The sequence below is a fragment of the Cutibacterium sp. genome (assembly GCF_030525615.1).
GTDB lineage: Bacteria > Actinomycetota > Actinomycetes > Propionibacteriales > Propionibacteriaceae > Cutibacterium.
On the sequence record NZ_JAUNEJ010000002.1, the window covers coordinates 386,846 to 404,149 of the forward strand.

13 protein-coding genes and 1 pseudogene are annotated in these 17,304 nt (G+C 60.1%); 9 read left to right on the forward strand and 5 right to left on the reverse strand.

Translation table 11 applies throughout. From position 1 onward, the window contains the following. Nucleotides 1-123: 123 nt before the first annotated feature. Nucleotides 124-1,110: pseudogene (locus Q4B98_RS05515) on the forward strand (amino acid permease); the annotation flags it as partial. Nucleotides 1,111-1,159: 49 nt separating this feature from the next. On the opposite strand, the gene Q4B98_RS05520 reads toward Q4B98_RS05515, so the two are convergent. Beyond that, nucleotides 1,160-1,690, reverse strand: a complete 531-nt coding sequence (locus Q4B98_RS05520) for a hypothetical protein (RefSeq protein WP_303196084.1) — start codon at nucleotides 1,688-1,690, stop codon at nucleotides 1,160-1,162. Further along, a complete protein-coding gene (locus tag Q4B98_RS05525; RefSeq protein WP_368492311.1) occupies nucleotides 1,687-2,478 on the reverse strand; it encodes a L,D-transpeptidase in 792 nt (263 codons plus the stop codon). The genes Q4B98_RS05520 and Q4B98_RS05525 overlap by 4 nt, the downstream gene beginning before the upstream one ends. A 121-nt stretch (nucleotides 2,479-2,599) precedes the next feature. On the opposite strand from Q4B98_RS05525, the gene Q4B98_RS05530 reads away from it, so the two are divergent. The 4 genes from Q4B98_RS05530 to Q4B98_RS05545 all read left to right on the forward strand — a co-directional run bounded on the left by Q4B98_RS05530 (nucleotide 2,600) and on the right by Q4B98_RS05545 (nucleotide 8,842). Continuing rightward, nucleotides 2,600-3,523 (forward strand): carbohydrate kinase, encoded by a 924-nt coding sequence (locus Q4B98_RS05530; RefSeq protein ID WP_303196085.1) that lies wholly within the window; start codon nucleotides 2,600-2,602, stop codon nucleotides 3,521-3,523. A 4-nt stretch (nucleotides 3,524-3,527) separates the two neighbouring features. Next, nucleotides 3,528-5,597 (forward strand): NAD(+) synthase, encoded by a 2,070-nt coding sequence (locus tag Q4B98_RS05535; protein WP_303196086.1) that lies wholly within the window; start codon nucleotides 3,528-3,530, stop codon nucleotides 5,595-5,597. A 243-nt stretch (nucleotides 5,598-5,840) separates the two neighbouring features. Then, nucleotides 5,841-8,087 (forward strand): 6-phosphofructokinase, encoded by a 2,247-nt coding sequence (locus Q4B98_RS05540; RefSeq protein ID WP_303196147.1) that lies wholly within the window; start codon nucleotides 5,841-5,843, stop codon nucleotides 8,085-8,087. Nucleotides 8,088-8,164: 77 nt separating this feature from the next. Beyond that, entirely contained in the window at nucleotides 8,165-8,842 is a 678-nt protein-coding gene (locus tag Q4B98_RS05545; RefSeq protein ID WP_303196087.1) for an SOS response-associated peptidase, read from the forward strand. Nucleotides 8,843-8,875: 33 nt separating this feature from the next. On the opposite strand, the gene Q4B98_RS05550 is transcribed toward Q4B98_RS05545, so the two are convergent. After that, on the reverse strand, nucleotides 8,876-9,586 hold the full coding sequence (locus Q4B98_RS05550) for a hypothetical protein (RefSeq protein WP_303196088.1): 711 nt from the start codon (nucleotides 9,584-9,586) through the stop codon (nucleotides 8,876-8,878). Nucleotides 9,587-9,739: 153 nt separating this feature from the next. Continuing rightward, nucleotides 9,740-9,865 carry a hypothetical protein gene (locus tag Q4B98_RS05555; protein ID WP_303196089.1) on the reverse strand — a complete coding sequence of 42 codons (126 nt, stop codon included), beginning with the start codon at nucleotides 9,863-9,865 and terminating at the stop codon, nucleotides 9,740-9,742. Between the two features lie 308 nt (nucleotides 9,866-10,173). On the opposite strand from Q4B98_RS05555, the gene Q4B98_RS05560 reads away from it, so the two are divergent. From Q4B98_RS05560 to Q4B98_RS05575, 4 genes are all read left to right on the forward strand, one after another. Beyond that, a complete protein-coding gene (locus Q4B98_RS05560; RefSeq protein WP_303196148.1) occupies nucleotides 10,174-11,343 on the forward strand; it encodes an Ig-like domain-containing protein in 1,170 nt (389 codons plus the stop codon). A 289-nt stretch (nucleotides 11,344-11,632) separates the two neighbouring features. After that, a complete protein-coding gene (locus tag Q4B98_RS05565; protein ID WP_303196090.1) occupies nucleotides 11,633-13,072 on the forward strand; it encodes a septal ring lytic transglycosylase RlpA family protein in 1,440 nt (479 codons plus the stop codon). Nucleotides 13,073-13,379: 307 nt separating this feature from the next. Next, complete coding sequence (locus Q4B98_RS05570) at nucleotides 13,380-14,666, forward strand: citrate synthase (protein ID WP_303196091.1); 1,287 nt, start codon at nucleotides 13,380-13,382, stop codon at nucleotides 14,664-14,666. Nucleotides 14,667-14,736: 70 nt separating this feature from the next. Continuing rightward, a complete protein-coding gene (locus Q4B98_RS05575; protein WP_303196092.1) occupies nucleotides 14,737-15,762 on the forward strand; it encodes an adenosine deaminase in 1,026 nt (341 codons plus the stop codon). 54 nt (nucleotides 15,763-15,816) lie between these two features. Here the strand turns inward: Q4B98_RS05575 and ald are convergent, their stop codons facing one another. Beyond that, entirely contained in the window at nucleotides 15,817-16,929 is a 1,113-nt protein-coding gene (gene ald / locus Q4B98_RS05580; RefSeq protein ID WP_303196093.1) for an alanine dehydrogenase, read from the reverse strand. Nucleotides 16,930-17,304: the final 375 nt, after the last annotated feature.

Consider the following 17,304-nt stretch of genomic DNA (forward strand, 5'->3'; position numbering starts at 1 on the left):
CGCTTGGCACCTAACCCCAGACCGCTCGAACTTCCTCGACCGCTCGAATTCATCGGCACCGACTCCATCAGCACCGTATTCGTCGCCATCGGCGGCGCCATCGGAACAGGACTCTTCCTAGGGTCCGGTAAGATCGTCACTATCGTCGCATTAATCCTGATCAGCGGCTACCTCGCAATAACTGGATTCCAACCACCCCGCGCTGGAGCTCCACCCGCGTCATTTTCTCATTTGTGGGACCGTGGCGGGTTCTTCCCCACCGGATTCATGGGGTTCATAGCGGGTTTTCAGATTTCCATCTTCTCGTTCCAGGGTATTGAGATGGCTGGCACGGCAGCTGCGGAAACCGCTGACCCCGAGCACAACCTTCCTAAAGCTATCAACTCAATACCGGCTCGTGTCCTTATCTTCTATGTGCTAGCTCTTGGAGTCATCATGGCCGTGCAGCCGTGGGATCTTATCAATCCAGAAGCGAGTCCCTTCGTCGAGATGTTCAGCTTCATCGGGATCCTCATTGCCTTCCATATCGTTAACTTCGTCGTCCTTACCTCAGCTGCATCGTCGGCGAACTCAGGGGTCTTCTCCACGTCCCGAATCCTGTATGGATTAGCACGAGAAAAAGACGCCTCGCCAGTCTTTGCCAAGTTGTCCAGCCGCCACATTCCGCGCAATGCGCTTATCTTGACTGCAGCGTGCATTTCGCCAGCCGTCATCCTCGTCACTCTTGAAGACTCAGTGATGGACGCTTTTTCCCTCGTCGCAGGAGTATCCTCGGTCCTTTATCTGTCGGTGTGGGGCCTTATTTTAGTCTGTTACCTCAGGTATTTGCGCAAGCATCCCGACCGTCATGAAGAATCGGCCTTCAAAATGCCTGCTGGCCGTGTCATGTCGTGGGTCGGAATCATCTTCTTTATCTCCATCCTCATCATGCTGGGCTTTTCGGCGGAGACCCGTCAGGCCCTCATCGCCGCTCCAATCTGGGTGGTATTTATGATCGTGCTCTATCGCCTTTTGGCTTCCACTCGTGCCAATCACACCCGTATCGATTTCGACGCCGAGAGAACTCGCGCCCTTGATGAAGTTCGCCGTACGCGTGAGCACCACGCCTAAGCGTGAATAGCTGAACCAGTAACAACCCCGAACCAGGGGAGTTTCAGCCTTATCGCAAGCGGCGCCCGTCAATAACCCACGGCCCCCACCAGGCTCCCAGCCCAACCGCCGCTACCAGGGCGGGCCACGTAACCTGAGCCACCGCAGGCAGCACTGGCACCAAAGCGTAAACGCCAACTGCTCCCAGGAAGACTGCCAATCCCCCGACAATTCCGCCAGCAAGACGTTGACCACTTCGTCGCTTCAGCCGCGCACCCAACAACGCTGCGAGCAAGACGACCGGGACAATGAGGATCACCGCCACGCCCATCCCATAGAGCAGACCCACGAGAAGACTGCCAACCCAGCCGCGTGCCGGCATGGGCCCCCCGAAACCGTCGGCTCCCGGAGTGACGGCCCAGATCGCGAGGCCTAGCCCCCACGCCAGCCCGGTAATGGCCATGGTTGCGATGAAGGCACCTGCAGACCGACCCACTCGGGCCGATTCAGTCGCCGCCCCCAGAGTGTCTGAATTCCCCGGGTTGTGGCCCAGCCGCGCTCTCGGTCCCACAGCGTTGTCCTCGTGACGTCGGCGGCTCACCGAACTTTCACCTTCGTGCCCTCGTGAGCGAAAGAATAGAGGGCCTCGGCGTCTTTCGGGGCAAGCCTTGCACAGCCGTGACTTGAATACCCCGGCATCCCCAAAGTGTTGACGGGCTGAGCCCGTTTCTTGGTTTTCTCGTCCCACGGAATCTCATGAAACCCAATACGGCCAACAGCCCCCGGACGTTGATAGAAGGCCAGGAATTTGGGGATGTACCAGTGAATGCCGTCCTCGGTAGACGCAGCGTGGCGCATTTTATCCGTGATCTTGTAGTCGCCAACTGGAGTCTTCCAGGGCTCGGAAGTAGTGAGCATCACGCGCTTCACCACCCCGTTGACAACGATATAGACCCGATTCTCCGCCTTGATCCACAACACATAGGTGCCGGCACCCGCTGAGGACTTCTCACCCACCGCAAGAGAGGCTGACGGTGGGGTTATGCCAGGAATCACGGGTCCTGGCTCCTCAGGCTGGGGATCGGCGGAATCCTTGGGTTCGTCGGCACCACCTTCGCTCGTCGATCCGTCTGGTGCCTCCTTACTCGCGGAGACCTTGGCAGTCGGCTCCGGGGAAGCTGTCCGGCACGTCGTGGCGTAGCGATACCGGGCGCGAAGATCACCAGCACCTGTCACCGAATCGACGCACGCCGTCGCCGCCGGCATGGATGGACCGCAGCCAGAAACCAGACACACCAATGCCATCAGGGCAGCAAAAAACCCACCGCCACGCCAGAGACCAGAGTCAGCGCGCGGTTCCGGAGTCGGGGTGTTTCCGGAAGCGATCATCACACCCAGTTTAGAGACAGCTTTTCGACCGTTCGACTACACCGGTGGCGGAGAAACGGCTGAACCCTCCCCCAGCATGACAAAAATCGTGCGCGAGACTGGATACCGCAGGAGGGGAACCATGTCCACAGCACTTGTCATCGGAGAGTCACTGATCGACGTCGTCAATGACGCCGGGCGCGTCAGTGAACATCCCGGCGGCTCACCGCTCAATGTCGCAGTTGGGCTGGCCCGGCTGGGACGCGAGGTCGAATTGGCAACCTGGATCGGTCTCGACGCCCCCGGCTGGAACATCGAATCCTATGTCGGCGCCGACAACATCCATCTCAGCGGCTTCTCGCGAGGTGCCTCTCGCACATCCACAGCCATCGCCACCCTCGACGCAGGCCAGGCAAGATACCAGTTCGACTTCCACTGGGCGTTGCCCTCAGTAGAGATCCCCGATGGCTGCACCGTTGTCCATACCGGGTCCTTGGCGTGTGGAATTACTCCGGGGTGTGACGTGGCACTGGAGGCGGTGGCCGACGCCCGGGATTCAGCGACGATCACCTTCGATCCGAATTGCCGACCCAGCCTACTTGGCGATCCGAGTACCGCACGCCGCCATCTCGAACAGTTCGTCCGGCTGGCTGATGTCGTCAAGGCCTCCGACGAAGACCTGGAGTGGCTGGGGGAAGGCGCCGACCCCGTCGAAATACTGACAGGATGGATGGGGCTGGGGCCGAAAATTGGCATCCTGACCATGGGGGAACACGGTGTGGTGGCCATGACAGCTGGTGGCGTTGAAATTCGCCTCCCTGGAGAGCGAACTGAGGTCGTCGACACCGTTGGCGCCGGCGACTCCTTCATGTCCGCAACCATTGACGGCTTGTGGACTGCCGGACTCCTGGGGGCCGAGCACCGCACGGACCTGGGACACACCGAACCTGTCATTCTTCGTCGCGTCATGCAGAGAGCAACCCATATCGCTGCCATCACCGTCTCCCGAGCCGGTGCAAATCCCCCGCGCAGCAGCGAACTCCAACCCCAGATTCTGCGAGACTGACCCCATGAAGGGGAATTTCCACTCGGCATATGACCAGGGTTTCGCACGAGTCGCAGCGTGCACCACAGCGGTGCACATTGGTGACCCGGCTTCAAATGTGGCGGGGATTCTCGACACCTGCCGGCACCTCGATTCTCGCGACGTGGCCATCGCCGTCTTCCCTGAACTGTGTCTGACTGGCTACGCCATCGACGATCTGCTGCTTCACGATGTCGTCCTTGACGCCGTTCTCGACGCCATCGAAACGCTCCGCCGGGCATCCCGGGACCTGTTCCCGGTGATTATCGTCGGGGCTCCGCTGCGGCGAGGAAACCGGCTGTACAACTGCGCGGTCGTCATCCATCGCGAGCGGGTGCTCGGTGTGGTACCCAAAAGCTACCTCCCCAACTACCGGGAGTTCTACGAAAAACGTCACTTCGCCGCCGGTGTCGGCACCAACGGGATCATCGACCTGTCGGGACGACAAAAATCTCACGTGGCCTCAGCTGAGGTCCCATTCGGACCCGACCAGCTCTTCCGGGCGTCCGACCTGCCGGACCTCACCTTCCATGTGGAAGTTTGCGAGGACGTGTGGGTGCCGGTCGCGCCGTCATCTCGGGCCGCGCTGGTAGGAGCTGTCATAGAGGTTAACCTCTCGGGTTCCCCCATCACCGTCGGAAAATCCCGCCAGCGTCACGACTTGTGCAAGGTGACGTCCGCACGCAACCTACAGGCCTACATCTACGCGGCTGCAGGACCCGGGGAGTCGAGCACGGACCTGTCTTGGGACGGCCAGACGATGATCTATGAGAATGGCTCTTTGCTGGCGGCCACCAACCGTTTTTCCCCCGAGCCGGGTTATTGCCTGGCCGACGTCGACCTGGACGTGCTGCGTCAGGAGAGAATGCGCCAAGGTTCCTTCGACGACAATGCCCTCGCTCAACCCGACAGCGATGGCTGGCGAATCAACACCTTCACCCTCAACCCAACCCATGAAGACATCGGTCTCGAACGGCCCGTCAATCGGTTCCCCTTCGTCCCCAACGAACCCGAACAGCTCGCCCAGGACTGCTATGAGGCCTACAACATCCAGGTCTACGGACTGCGTCGCCGCCTCGAGTCGATTGGGTCTCCCACGGTTGTCATCGGCGTCTCTGGCGGTTTGGACTCCACCCAGGCCCTGCTCGTCGCCGCCAAGGCGATGGACCAGATGGGCCGCTCACGCAGCGACATCCTGGCGTTCACGATGCCTGGATTCGCCACCACCGACCACACCAAGAACAATGCGCTGAGTCTGTGTGAGGCACTCGACATTCCCTGCGAAGTGCTGGACATCCGCCCGGCCGCCACTCAAATGCTCAAGGGGATGGGGCACCCAGCCGGCGATGGGGCCGAGGTCTACGACGTCACCTTTGAGAATGTCCAAGCTGGTCTTCGTTACGACTACCTGTTTCGTATCGCCAACCAGCGAGGCGGCATTGTGCTGGGCACTGGAGATCTCTCGGAACTTGCCTTGGGCTGGTGCACCTTCGGTGTCGGCGACCAGATGAGCCATTACGGGGTCAATACAGGGGTTCCCAAGACCCTCATCCAGCACCTCATCCGGTGGTGTATTTCGTCGGGTCAGTTCAACGAAGCCACGAATGCTGTTCTGGAGTCTGTGCTGGGGACAGAAATCTCCCCTGAGCTCGTCCCAGCCCGCCCCGGCGAGAAAATACAGTCAACCCAGGCAAAGATCGGCCCCTACGAACTGCAGGACTTCACTCTCTACCATCTGCTGCGCCACGGTATGCGCCCGAGCCGGATCGTGTTCTTGTCCCACCACGCCTGGCGCGACGCTTCGGCGGGGTCGTGGCCGCCCGGGTTCCACGACAAGGACCGCCACTCCTACGATCTGACAGCTATTAAAGACTGGACGCGGCTGTTCCTGCGCCGATTCGTCGGAAACCAGTTCAAGCGCTCAACCCTCCCCAATGGCCCGAAAGTCGTAGCGGGGGGGTCGCTGAGTCCACGCGGTGACTGGAGAATGCCGTCTGACGCGGTAGCACAGGCGTGGATGGACGACCTCGAGACGATTCCTGACGAGCGCTCCTGAACCCTGACCGTCCTGAGTCCTGACCACCTGCACCGTGGGAAAACTTGCACCGTGGAAACCTTCGCTGTGGGAAAACCTGCACCGTGGGAAAACTGTCCAACCACAGAGCTGGCGCACCTGACCACATCAGCGAGGTTCCAGCGCACCGGTGACGAAAACTCCCGCCCCGCCGGCACCCCAGTCGCAGTTTCCCCTCCAGCCACTCTGACGCGGCAATATTGAGCTGTGCGTGTTGATGACGAATTGAGGCTTACGCCCACCCTCCCCGACGGCCATGGGCTGCGCATCGGCATCTTGACCAGCGGGGGCGACGCCCAAGGCATGAACGCTGCTGTCCGTGCCGTGGTGCGCTCCGCGTTGAGCGTGGGGGCCGAGGTCTATGCGATCTACGAGGGCTACCAAGGCATGATCGACGGAGGTGACGGCATCCAGAAGTTCGGATGGGATGACGTCGGTTCGATCCTCAACCGTGGCGGCACCGTGATCGGTACCTTCCGCTGCAAAGCAATGCGCGAACGCTCAGGCCGGTTGAAAGCCGTGCAAAACCTCTTGGAGCACGGAATCGATCGTCTCGTCGTCATCGGCGGCGATGGTTCACTCACAGGTTTGGACGTGCTGCGAACCGAATGGGCCGACCTCATCGCTGAACTCGTCGACGCCGGCCAAGTGAGCCCTGAGGTGGCCCGTCAGCACCCCTCCCTCATGATCGCGGGGTTGGTGGGTTCTATCGACAACGACCTCGTTGGATCCGACATGACCATCGGCGCGGACACCGCTCTGCACCGCATTGTCGATGCCATCGACGACCTCACCTCCACGGCCGCCAGCCACCAACGATCCTTCGTCGTCGAGGTGATGGGTCGTCACTGCGGCTACCTTGCGCTCATGGCGGCAGTCGCCGGCGGTGCCGACTACGTGCTCATCCCAGAACGCCCGCCGGAGGATGGCTGGGAGGATCGAATGTGCGCCGAACTCAGGCGCGGGCGTCAGGCGGGTCGTCGGGATTCGATTGTCATCGTCGCCGAGGGAGCCACTGATCGCACCGGAAATCGCATCACCTCCGAGTACGTTCGCCAGGTCCTCGAGAACACGCTCGGAGAGGACGCCCGCGTCACCATTCTGGGCCACGTCCAGCGAGGCGGACGACCCTCGGCCTATGACCGCTGGGCCTCTACCTGGCTCGGCTATCACGCCGTCCATGAAGTGCTTTCGACCACTCCGGACGCTGAAGGACACGTCATCGGAACCCATGCGAACCGCGTCCACCGGCTTCCCCTGGTCAAAGCCGTCGCTGACACCAAGTCTGTCGCAGGTCTCATCGAGCAGGGTCGCTACAACGAGGCCATGCGGATGAGGGGTGGCTCCTTCGCAGAGATGGACGCCATCTTCACCGAGCTCAGCGAGCCAGCCCGCACCACAAGTGAAGGGGTGGACGACACCGACCGCAAACGGATCGCGATCATGCACGCCGGCGGTCCTGCCCCGGGCATGAACACTGCCGCCCGCGCCGCCGTCAGACTGGCCATTTCTCGCGGCCACACCGTGATAGGCATCCACAATGGGTTCGTCGGGCTGGCAACCGAGGATATGTCGGAATTGGCCTGGAGCGAGGTCGAAGGTTGGGCTGGAGAAGGCGGCGCCGAACTGGGCACCCGCCGCGAGATCCCCAGCACCCGCGACCTCTACGCCGTCAGTCGTGCGCTGGAGAACAACCACATCGACGCCTTGCTCGTCATCGGCGGTTATTCGGCATACGAGGGAATTCACACCATGACCACCGAGCGCGACCGCTACCCGGCATTTCGCATTCCTACGGTGTGCATTCCGGCCTCGATTGACAACAATCTCCCCGGCTCAGAACTGTCCATCGGCGCCGACACCGCCCTCAACGTCATCGTCGAGGCGATGGACAAGATCAAGGAGTCCGGTATCGCCTCTCGCCGTTGCTTCGTCGTCGAGACGATGGGCCGCAACTGCGGATACCTCGCGCTGATGTCCGGCATTGCTGCGGGCGCAGAGCGGATTTACACCAACGAGGACGGCATCTCCTTGGACGATCTGGCTAATGACGTTCACTGGCTGCGTGAATCCTTCGCCCACGGACGCCGTCTTTTCCTGGCGGTGCGCAACGAGAATGCCTCACGCAACTACACCACCGACTTCATCGCGCGGCTGTTGGAAGAAGAATCCCACGGTATGTACGACGTGCGTCAGGTGGTGTTGGGACACATGCAACAGGGCGGGTCCCCTTCCCCGTTCGACCGTCTGCTGGCCAATCGACTCGCCTATCGTGCCCTCAACCTCATTGACGACGAGCTTGCCGCCCGTCAGGACGGGTCATGGTTCATCGGTGTCAACGAATCAGGTGGGCAACCGAGTCAGATGGAGACAATGCCTTCCCTCGTCGATTCCGCTCATCGTCGCCCTCGCGAACAGTGGTGGCTGACGCTGTCTCCGGTGGCACGAACGGTCTCCGACGAGGTGCGATGAAGCTGACGGATTCACGGCACGCTGATTCCTTGTGACGCGAAGGTCCCGCCACCTCCGATCATGGCAGTCTGATTCATATGTGTGGACGTTTCAGCCTCGGAATGGATGGCGAGGAGGTCGCGCGCCTCTACCACAGTGACCTCATCGCCTCCTGGCAACCGCAATACTCCATCGCCCCGTCAACAATCGTCCCCGCGCTTCATCAAGAGGGCGCCAGGCGGATCCTTGCCCCCGTGAGATGGGGATTCTGGCCCAACTGGGCGAAGGGATCTGGCCCACACCCCATCAACGCACGGCTCGAGACTGTCGCCACCAACGGACTGTTCCGGGCCGCAATGGCTTCCATGCGTTGCGTTGTGCCCATGACGGGATATTTCGAGTGGACCGGGGAGCGCGGTAACAAAATTCCCCACCACATTCATGGGTCGGGACTCTTGAGTGCAGCAGCGATCGCTACGACGCGAAAAATCGACGCCGGTTTCGAGACGACGATGGCGATCATCACCGTCACTGCCCGTGACTCCGCAGGTCAGGTCCATGATCGAATGCCGGTCTTTCTCGCCAACGACGACCTCGGCGAATGGCTCAACCCGGCCCGACTTGACGCTACCCAAGCGCGGGGATTGGCCGCCTACATCGGCAAAGCTCACACCAAGATCGCACACGAACTCACGGTTGACCAGGTTGATCGTGGCATAAACTCCGTGCGCAGGATCGATCCGGCCGACCCTCATCTCATTGAGCCGGTGGCTTGACGGTTTTCGTCAGGGCAGGCCGGAAGACAGCGCTCAGGAAACCTCGGGGATACTCACCGGCTCCCCAAACTTGGACAACTTAACATCCATCGTGACGCGAGGGTCCTTACCCCCCATCGCCAGCTTCATGTCAACGACCCGCTTGGCATCGTCGAGCCAAAGGGTCATCTCCGCACTCTGACCCACAACGGCCGACGCTTCTCCGGCGCCCATCGTGTCGGGATCGAGCACGACGTCGAACCGGTGCCCACGTGAGTCTTGACCCATATAGATTGCGTACTCGACCGCCTTGGTGAACTTACGGACGATATCTGCGAGAGTGGCCTGCCCTAAACCGGCATTATTCTCGGTACTCTTCACCCATGCTGAGCCATTCTTCCGATAGACCTCCTTGCCCAGAACGACAAGGTCTGCATTCTTTCGAGGAGTGCGTACAACGACATGAGCCTTAGGGGCCGCTCGATTATCGTAGCCTGACGCCAGCTTCACGGTGTGCTTTTCTCCGGATATTGCGACACCCATGGAAACTTCCATGTGATACGTCTTTATTTCCTCGACGCTTGCAATAACAGCCTGGGAAAAATCGTCCTTGTTGATTATTTCCGTTGTAAAGATCGAATCAGAACTCGCGGTCGGGGTGGTGCTGGCAGTGACGCTCGTTCCCGTGTCAGCGCCCTTAAGCATGTCAGAATTCCCACCGCAACCGGCGAGGGACAGGACGGTGACAGCGATTGCGACGATCATGGGATTAGCTGACGAAAACCGCATTTTCAGATTCCGGCTGAGAAAGCGCCGCCCCTTTCTGGCCACAAATTAACTACAGGGAGGTGTCTTGGCAAGATCTATTCCTCGCTCATCTCAACACTCTTGGCTACCATTCTCTTGGCTGCCATCGGATCACTTGGCCATCGCCCACCACCACAACCCGAGGATCGTCACACCGATAATCGTCACGATCACGACGATCAACCACGTCAGCCAGTCAGGACGCTGACGGGGAGGGGGCGGGGCGCCGTCTGACATGAGAAACCTCCAGGTAATTTTTCACGCGATGATGTCGATAAGAGTAAACGTCTTGCCTCACTGTCCATAGCGCCCACTCTCCGTAGTCGGCGGACTGGCGCTACCTGCGCGGGTAGTGAACAACCCACTTCGGACCATGTTTGCGTTTGGGAAGTTGTCGGTCCGGCGCTGTAGCATGTATCCAGTCGTATTTCGTATGACTTGGAGATGGACCATAGTTCTCATTTCGGGCGCACAATGCTGGAGGTTCTGTGTCGTCGAGACTAACCCGCCGTTCGGTTCTGGCTACCGGTGCCGTCGCTGTACCGATGACTGTTGCCGCCTGTGCCAAGACCTCCACAACCCAGAACGGTTTTGGCTCGGGGAGCAACGTCGGTGAGTCGTCCGAGACCCCGACGCCCACTCCTACCCCGACACCAGCAACTCTGACGATCACTTCTGACCGCCCAATCACCAAGTTGCAACCTGGCGACCCTCTGAAGTTCGCTGTCGTCAATGGTGACCTCGAGGACGTCAAAGTCACCGACGCGGACGACGAGGAGGTGAAGGGAGTTCTTAAGGATGGGGTGTGGACCCCGGAGGAACCTTGGGCCCTGAACACCTCCTACACCGTGACGGCGACCCTGACGAACACGGATTCCCACGCCGGCCCGACAACGACCGTCACCAAGAAGATCAAAAGCCTTGACGGTGACACCAACATCGCCGAAGTGCTCTACAACGACGCGACCGTTGGCGTCGGTATGCCGATCATCATCAGGTTCCGCAAAGAGGTCATTGACGCCGATATGCGGGCCAAGATCGAGCAGGCGATGGAACTCGACATCTCCCCCAAACAGGAGGGGGCCTGGGGATGGCTTGACCAGTCCCAGCTCATGTGGCGCCCGAAAGACTTCTGGAAAACCGGCACGAAGGTCAGCGTGCGCGGCAAACTCAAGGGACTACCCACCTCGAGCCATCGCTGGCTCACCCGCAATGTCGAAGGTTCATTCCGCGTGGGCGATTCCCGCATCCTGAAGGTCTACATCGACAGACACAAGATGGATGTCGTCGTCAATGGCAAGGTGGCGCGCTCTATTCCGGTGACAACGGGCAAGGCTGGCTCGAGTACGACCACGCGATCTGGCACCAAAGTCATCATCGAGCGCGAGACCACCAAGGTCATGGACTCCTCGACAGTCGGAATCCCCGAGGGGAGTTCGCATTACTACCGCGTCAAGGTGAAGTACGCGATGCGTGTCACCTACACCGGCGAGTTCATTCATGCTGCCCCGTGGTCGGAAGAGTCTCAGGGCAGTGCCAATGTTTCCCACGGCTGCGTCGGCCTATCTACTGCCAACGCGAAGTGGTTGTTTAACCTCTGCGCGGCGGGAGACCCCGTCGTCAACACTGGGTCTAACCGTCAGTTCAAGCCGAGCGAAGGCATTGGTTGTTGGTGCTACGACTGGGAAGGCTGGCAGAAGCTCAGCGCGCTCTAAGTCAATTCCCTCATATTTGGCGAAACCCTCTACCTCAATTCCAGGTAGAGGGTTTCGCCATACCCGGGCGTCCCTCTTCAGCGACGCCATTTTTCGGTGCCATCGCGCCATTTTCCCGGTGAACCAGAACACCTTGACGACGCGTAACGCGACACGCTCAAACCCTCAACGTCTTTGAGTCCACCGGCCGACGATTCCTAATGTCCCACCCGTCCCGGAAACGCCGGGATCCCGGAAAATGCCGGGACCGAAAGCCCCGATGCCTTCAAAGGCGAGAGGAAGTCACACCGTGATCCGCCCCAAGCGCTCAGTCCGAGGTGCTGCCGCCACCATCGCCCTCACCTCCGGTATCAGCATTGTTGCTCCCGCCGTCATCGGCGCGGTCGCACACGCAGCCAACACTCAGACGATGTACGCGACAACGGATGTCAACGTGCGCTCTGCGTCGTCTAACTCCGGCAAAGTGCTCACCGTCGTGGCCCGTGGCCAGTCGGTACAGGTCACCGGCGAGAAGGTGCGCGGGTGGGTCCCCGTCGCCGTGAACGGAACCACTGGCTGGATTTACCAGCGCTACCTCACTGAGGAGAACATCCTCCCGGCCCGTTTTGAGTCCGATCCGATGCCTGACACCATGATCGCGAATGTGCCAGTCAACGTGCGTGACGACTCCGATAACGCTGGCAAGGTCCTCACCGCAGCCGAACGTGGTCAGGAGGTTCAGGTCACCGGTCGTCCTGACGGCGGCTGGGTCCCGGTCTCTGTCAACGGCAAGTCGGGCTGGATCTACGGTCGATACCTCACCACCGGCAAGGCAGCTCCGGCCCCCGACGAGCCAAAGGCTGAGGCCAAGAACGGCTCTTCGACCAGCCGAGACAAGGATCGTCCGGCCCTCGACAACGCCGCAACCCACACCACCACCGGCCTCAACGTACGCGCCACACCCAGCGCCAAAGCCACCATCGTCACCTCCCTAGCCAAAGGCACCGGAGTCCACACCACCGGCAAAGTCAACGGCAACTGGGTACAAATCCGCACCAACGGCCACACCGGCTGGGTCTACCGCACCTACCTCACCGGCAAAATCCCAGCAGCCCAACCAGCCAAACACGCTGAACCCAGCAAACCCGCCAAAGACAACGCCGCAACCCACACCACCACCGGCCTCAACGTACGCGCCACACCCAGCGCCAAAGCCACCATCGTCACCTCCCTAGCCAAAGGCACCGGAGTCCACACCACCGGCAAAGTCAACGGCAACTGGGTACAAATCCGCACCAACGGCCACACCGGCTGGGTCTACCGCACCTACCTCACCGGCAAAATCCCAGCAGCCAAGGTGGACACTCCTTCGCGTAGCAAGCACAAGAGTGACGACGCCAGCCGTGACAAGGCTCGTTCTTCTCATCAGAGCGCCACTAAGGGCGGCACGAGCAAGAGTTCGGGCAGCGTAGACGGACGCTGCATCGCCTCGTTCTACGACGAGCCACAGTCAACGGCCTCCGGCGAGCAGTTCAATCCGAACGCCATGACCGCTGCCCACAAGACTCTGCGGCTCGGGACCCGTATCCGGGTGACTAACGTCAATAATGGGCGCTCGGTAGTTGTCCGGATCAATGATCGTGGCCCGTACGTCGCCGGTCGCTGCGTCGATCTGTCGCGTGCCTCCTTTGCCAAGATCGCTGATCTGGGTCAGGGAACCACTCCGATCACTTACACCGTCCTCGGCTGACGATGACGGTCTGATGCGCCCATGCTTGGGGCGGTTCGCTGAAAGCGAGCCGCCCCTACGTGCATCCTGTCAACTCAAATACTGTCCCGCTAGGCCGGTGTCAAAAATCGTCACCCGGCACCTGACAACCCCAAATCTCCCCGGCTAATGTGGCGGTTTCTTGGTGATTTGCACCAGCGGGCCGTAACCTGGGTTGTGCCATAGTTCACACCGTGGTGACGCTCGGGAACGAACCCGCAGTGCCACCCGTCCACGTATGCCCGGCCACCGGTGATGTCCGGACCAGGCCGCCAGGAAGGAACGCACGATGGGTTCGAGTGCAAGGTTCGTCGACGAAGATACCCAGCTCGATTTCAATAAGGTTGTCGCCACTGACGGCCAGGTGGGTTATGACATCGGGGGTCTACTCAACAAGACCGGCAACGTCATGATCGACCCAGGATTCGTCAACACAGCGTCCTGCGAGTCTCAGATCACCTACATCGACGGTGAAAAAGGAATCCTGCGCTATCGCGGCTACCCCATTGAGCAGCTCGCCGAACAGTCGACCTTCCTTGAGACCGCCTATCTCGTTCTTTACGGGGAGCTACCGAGCAAGGCTCAGTTGGAGGGATTCGAAGAGCGAATTCGCCGCACTACCCTCATTGACGAGCGCATGCGCGATCTGTTCCGTTGCTTCCCCCGCCGATCCCATCCCATGCCTGTTCTGGCCGCCGGAATCATGGCCTTGTCGACCTTCTCTCAAAAGTCATCGGGAACTGATCCGGAACAGATTGAGGCTGCGACTATCCGCCTGATCGCCAAAGTCCCGACCCTAGCTGCCTTCGGTTATAAGAACTCAATGGGCCAGCCGACCCTCTACCCCGACAATTCGCTGAGCTATGTTCAGAACTTTATTCGAATGAGCTTTGGGTTCCCCACCGAGCCGTACGAGTTCAATGACCAGATCACCCGGGCTCTGGAAACTCTGCTCATCCTGCACGTTGACCACGAGCAGAACTGTTCGACCTCCACTGTCCGAATGGTCGCCTCCTCAGGCGCAAATATGTACTCCGCGGTCGCCGCCGGCGTCAATGCTCTGTCCGGCCCAAAGCATGGTGGTGCAAACCAGGCCGTCCTCGAGATGCTGCAGTACATCCGCGATTCCGGCATGACAACCAAGGAGTTCGTCCGCAAAGTCAAGGACAAGCAGTCTGACATCAAGCTGATGGGCTTCGGCCACCGGATTTACAAAAACTACGATCCGCGCGCCGCCATCATCAAGGAGCACGCCGATCGGATCCTGGAATTCCACACTGGGCGAGAGGACCTTCTCGACATCGCCAAGGAACTTGAAGAGACCGCACTGAGCGACGACTACTTCAAGGAACGCAAGCTATACCCGAACGTCGATTTCTACACCGGTCTCATCTACGAGGCCATGGGCTTCCCGATGAATATGTTCACCGTGCTGTTCGCCCTAGGACGTCTGCCCGGCTGGATCGCCCAGTACCGTGAGCAAGTTGCCACCGGCGGAAACAAGATCTGGCGTCCGCGTCAGATCTTCACCGGGGCTGACCAGCGCGACTATGTGCCCTTGGAGCAGCGGGCCTGACCATAAGGAAGGCCCCGGGGATTCCCCGAGCCGGCCTCACAGCCAACGGCGCGCCGATAAACTCCAGCTCATGGATTCAGCTGACGCGATGAATCTCCCCAAAGTCGTCCTGCACGATCATCTTGACGGCGGGGTGCGTCCGGTGACAGTTTTAGACCTCGCAGCCGAGCATGGCCGACCAGTCCCTGTTAGCGACCCGGACGATCTTGCCGACTGGTTTTTCGAGGCTGCTGACTCTGGCTCCCTCACCCGATACCTTGACACTTTCGCCGAGACGGTCGCTCTCATGCAGGATGGTGACTCTTTGCGCCGCATAGCGCGAGAATTCGTCGAAGATATGGCCAACGACGGAGTTATTTACGCCGAAACTCGATGGGCTCCCCAGCAGCATCTCGCGGGTGGTCTGACAGCTGCACAAGCGACCGAGGCAGTTCAAGCTGGCCTCTTGGAGGGGATGGAATCCGCATCCACGTCGGGCAAAATCATCATCGTGCGACAGATCCTGTGCCTCATGAGACAACTTGATGTCCCGGAGGATGTCGTCGATCTTGCCGTCAACCATGCCCCCGGGGTTGTTGGCGTCGACATCGCTGGTCCCGAGAATGGCTTCCCCCTTGCACCCTTCACCGATGCTTTAAAGCGTGTCCAATCAGCTGGAATACACCTCACCGTCCACGCCGGCGAGGCAGCTGGCCCGGAGTCGATTCTCGACGCCCTCGACCATGGCGCGGAACGCCTCGGGCACGGGGTGCGCGTCATCGAGGACCGGGACGCAGCGGGTTGGGGCCCGACGGCCCAGCGAGTACTGTCTGGCCGGATACCGTTGGAAGTCTGTCCGTCGTCCAACACCCAGACCGGTATCTGCCGCTCGATTGCAGATCATCCGTTGTCCGTGCTGTGGCCGGCCGGATTCAACCTCACCCTCAGCTGCGACAATCGCCTCATGAGCCGGACGACGACGTCCCGGGAGATTTCGCTGGTATCCCAGGTCCTCGGCTGGAACCGTGACCAGGCTCTCTCGGTGCAGCGCAATGCCCTGCAGGCGGCATTCTGCACCTCAGCCGAGAAGAAGTCCCTGGCGCGCTTGCTGGTGTGAGATCGTGATCGTGGGGCGGTACCCCAGCGGTACCGCCCCACGATCATTCAATCCTCAGAGGAGTTCGGAGACACAGGAGACATCCATACCGAGGGCCTCTCCAACACCAGCGGTGTAGAGCTTGCCGTCGTAAGTCGTCAGGCCGCGAGCCAGCTCGTTGTGTTTCTGGCAGGCGCCCTTCCAACCTTCCTCAGCGATGAGCACCGCGTAACGCATGGTGGCGTTGGTCAGTGCGTAAGTCGAGGTGTGCGGGACGGCACCTGGCATGTTAGCCACGCAGTAGAACACCGAATCGTGGACTTTGAACGTGGGATCAGCATGAGTCGTCGGGTGGGAATCTTCGAAGCAGCCGCCCTGGTCGATAGCGATGTCAACAAGCACCGATCCCGGCATCATCTGTGAAACGGTCTCGTTGTCGACCAGATGTGGGGTACGAGCGCCAGGAACCAACACAGACCCAATGACCAGATCGGATTCCTTACATGCTTCCTTGACCGCCAGCGGGCTGGAGAACTGGGTACGGATGCGTCCGCCGGTCACCTCATCGATGTAACGCATACGGGCGAGGTTGACATCGTAAACCGTGACGTCTGCCCCCATGCCGTCGGCCACGCGAGCAGCGCAGAACCCAGCAACGCCGCCGCCAAGCACCGTCACTCGACCATTGCGGACACCGGAGCCACCGCCGATGAGCACACCATTTCCGCCGGCTGACTGCATGAGACAGTTAGCACCGACCTGCGCTGCCAGCCGACCGGCAATTTCCGACATCGGGGACAACAGCGGCAGGGAATGATCGTCCATCTCGACCGTCTCATAGGCGATCGAGATGACCTTGCGCTTCAGGAGCTCCTCGGTGAGTGGACGATCAGCGGCCAGATGCAGGTAGGTGAAGAGGGTCAAGCCCTCATGCATACGGTGATACTCCTCCTCGATGGGCTCCTTGACCTTCAAGACGAGCTCGGTATCATCCCACACCTTGTCGACGTCATCGACGATCTTCGCGCCGGCGTCCTTGAACTCATCGTCCGGGATCTTTGAACCCAAGCCAGCGCCGGCCTGCACCAAAACCTCATGGCCATGACTCACCAAAGAATTGACGCCGGCGGGTGTGATCGCTACGCGGAACTCGTTGTTTTTAATTTCTGTAGGTACACCTACACGCATCGCACCTTCTCCTTCGACACTGTGCTCGTATACGCCCTCGCCAACTAGGGCAACACCGCGAGTATAAGCATGTACGCAGTTCAACCGCAGCGGAGAACAAAGCGAATTCTTGACGTTTTCACCATCACCCTGTATAAGGCGCGATTTGGCCATCCGACACCAGCGCAGTTAGTGATTGTCTCTCCCACGAGTCTCCGATCAGCGGAGGGCAGATGAACTCGCCGGTAGCACGGCCAGTGCAGTCCATAAGCAACGTCATGCGCAACTACAGCTAGAAACCGGAAGATTCAGACCTCCGTCTACTCCCTCAATTATGGAAAGCTGCTTTCGTCACATGGTCTGGTGGTCTTGTCCACAGATTTTGCGGGTTGTCCA

What these genes read in the sequence shown, in the direction of transcription:
- Q4B98_RS05560 (WP_303196148.1), top strand. Translation starts at nt 10,174, where the DNA reads ATGACTGTTGCCGCCTGTGCCAAGACCTCCACAACCCAGAACGGTTTT.
- Q4B98_RS05525 (WP_368492311.1), bottom strand. Translation starts at nt 2,478, where the DNA reads ATGATCGCTTCCGGAAACACCCCGACTCCGGAACCGCGCGCTGACTCT.
- Q4B98_RS05550 (WP_303196088.1), bottom strand. Translation starts at nt 9,586, where the DNA reads ATGATCGTCGCAATCGCTGTCACCGTCCTGTCCCTCGCCGGTTGCGGT.
- Q4B98_RS05535 (WP_303196086.1), top strand. Translation starts at nt 3,528, where the DNA reads ATGAAGGGGAATTTCCACTCGGCATATGACCAGGGTTTCGCACGAGTC.
- ald (WP_303196093.1), bottom strand. Translation starts at nt 16,929, where the DNA reads ATGCGTGTAGGTGTACCTACAGAAATTAAAAACAACGAGTTCCGCGTA.
- Q4B98_RS05575 (WP_303196092.1), top strand. Translation starts at nt 14,737, where the DNA reads ATGGATTCAGCTGACGCGATGAATCTCCCCAAAGTCGTCCTGCACGAT.
- Q4B98_RS05570 (WP_303196091.1), top strand. Translation starts at nt 13,380, where the DNA reads ATGGGTTCGAGTGCAAGGTTCGTCGACGAAGATACCCAGCTCGATTTC.
- Q4B98_RS05555 (WP_303196089.1), bottom strand. Translation starts at nt 9,865, where the DNA reads ATGTCAGACGGCGCCCCGCCCCCTCCCCGTCAGCGTCCTGACTGGCTG.
- Q4B98_RS05530 (WP_303196085.1), top strand. Translation starts at nt 2,600, where the DNA reads ATGTCCACAGCACTTGTCATCGGAGAGTCACTGATCGACGTCGTCAAT.
- Q4B98_RS05545 (WP_303196087.1), top strand. Translation starts at nt 8,165, where the DNA reads ATGTGTGGACGTTTCAGCCTCGGAATGGATGGCGAGGAGGTCGCGCGC.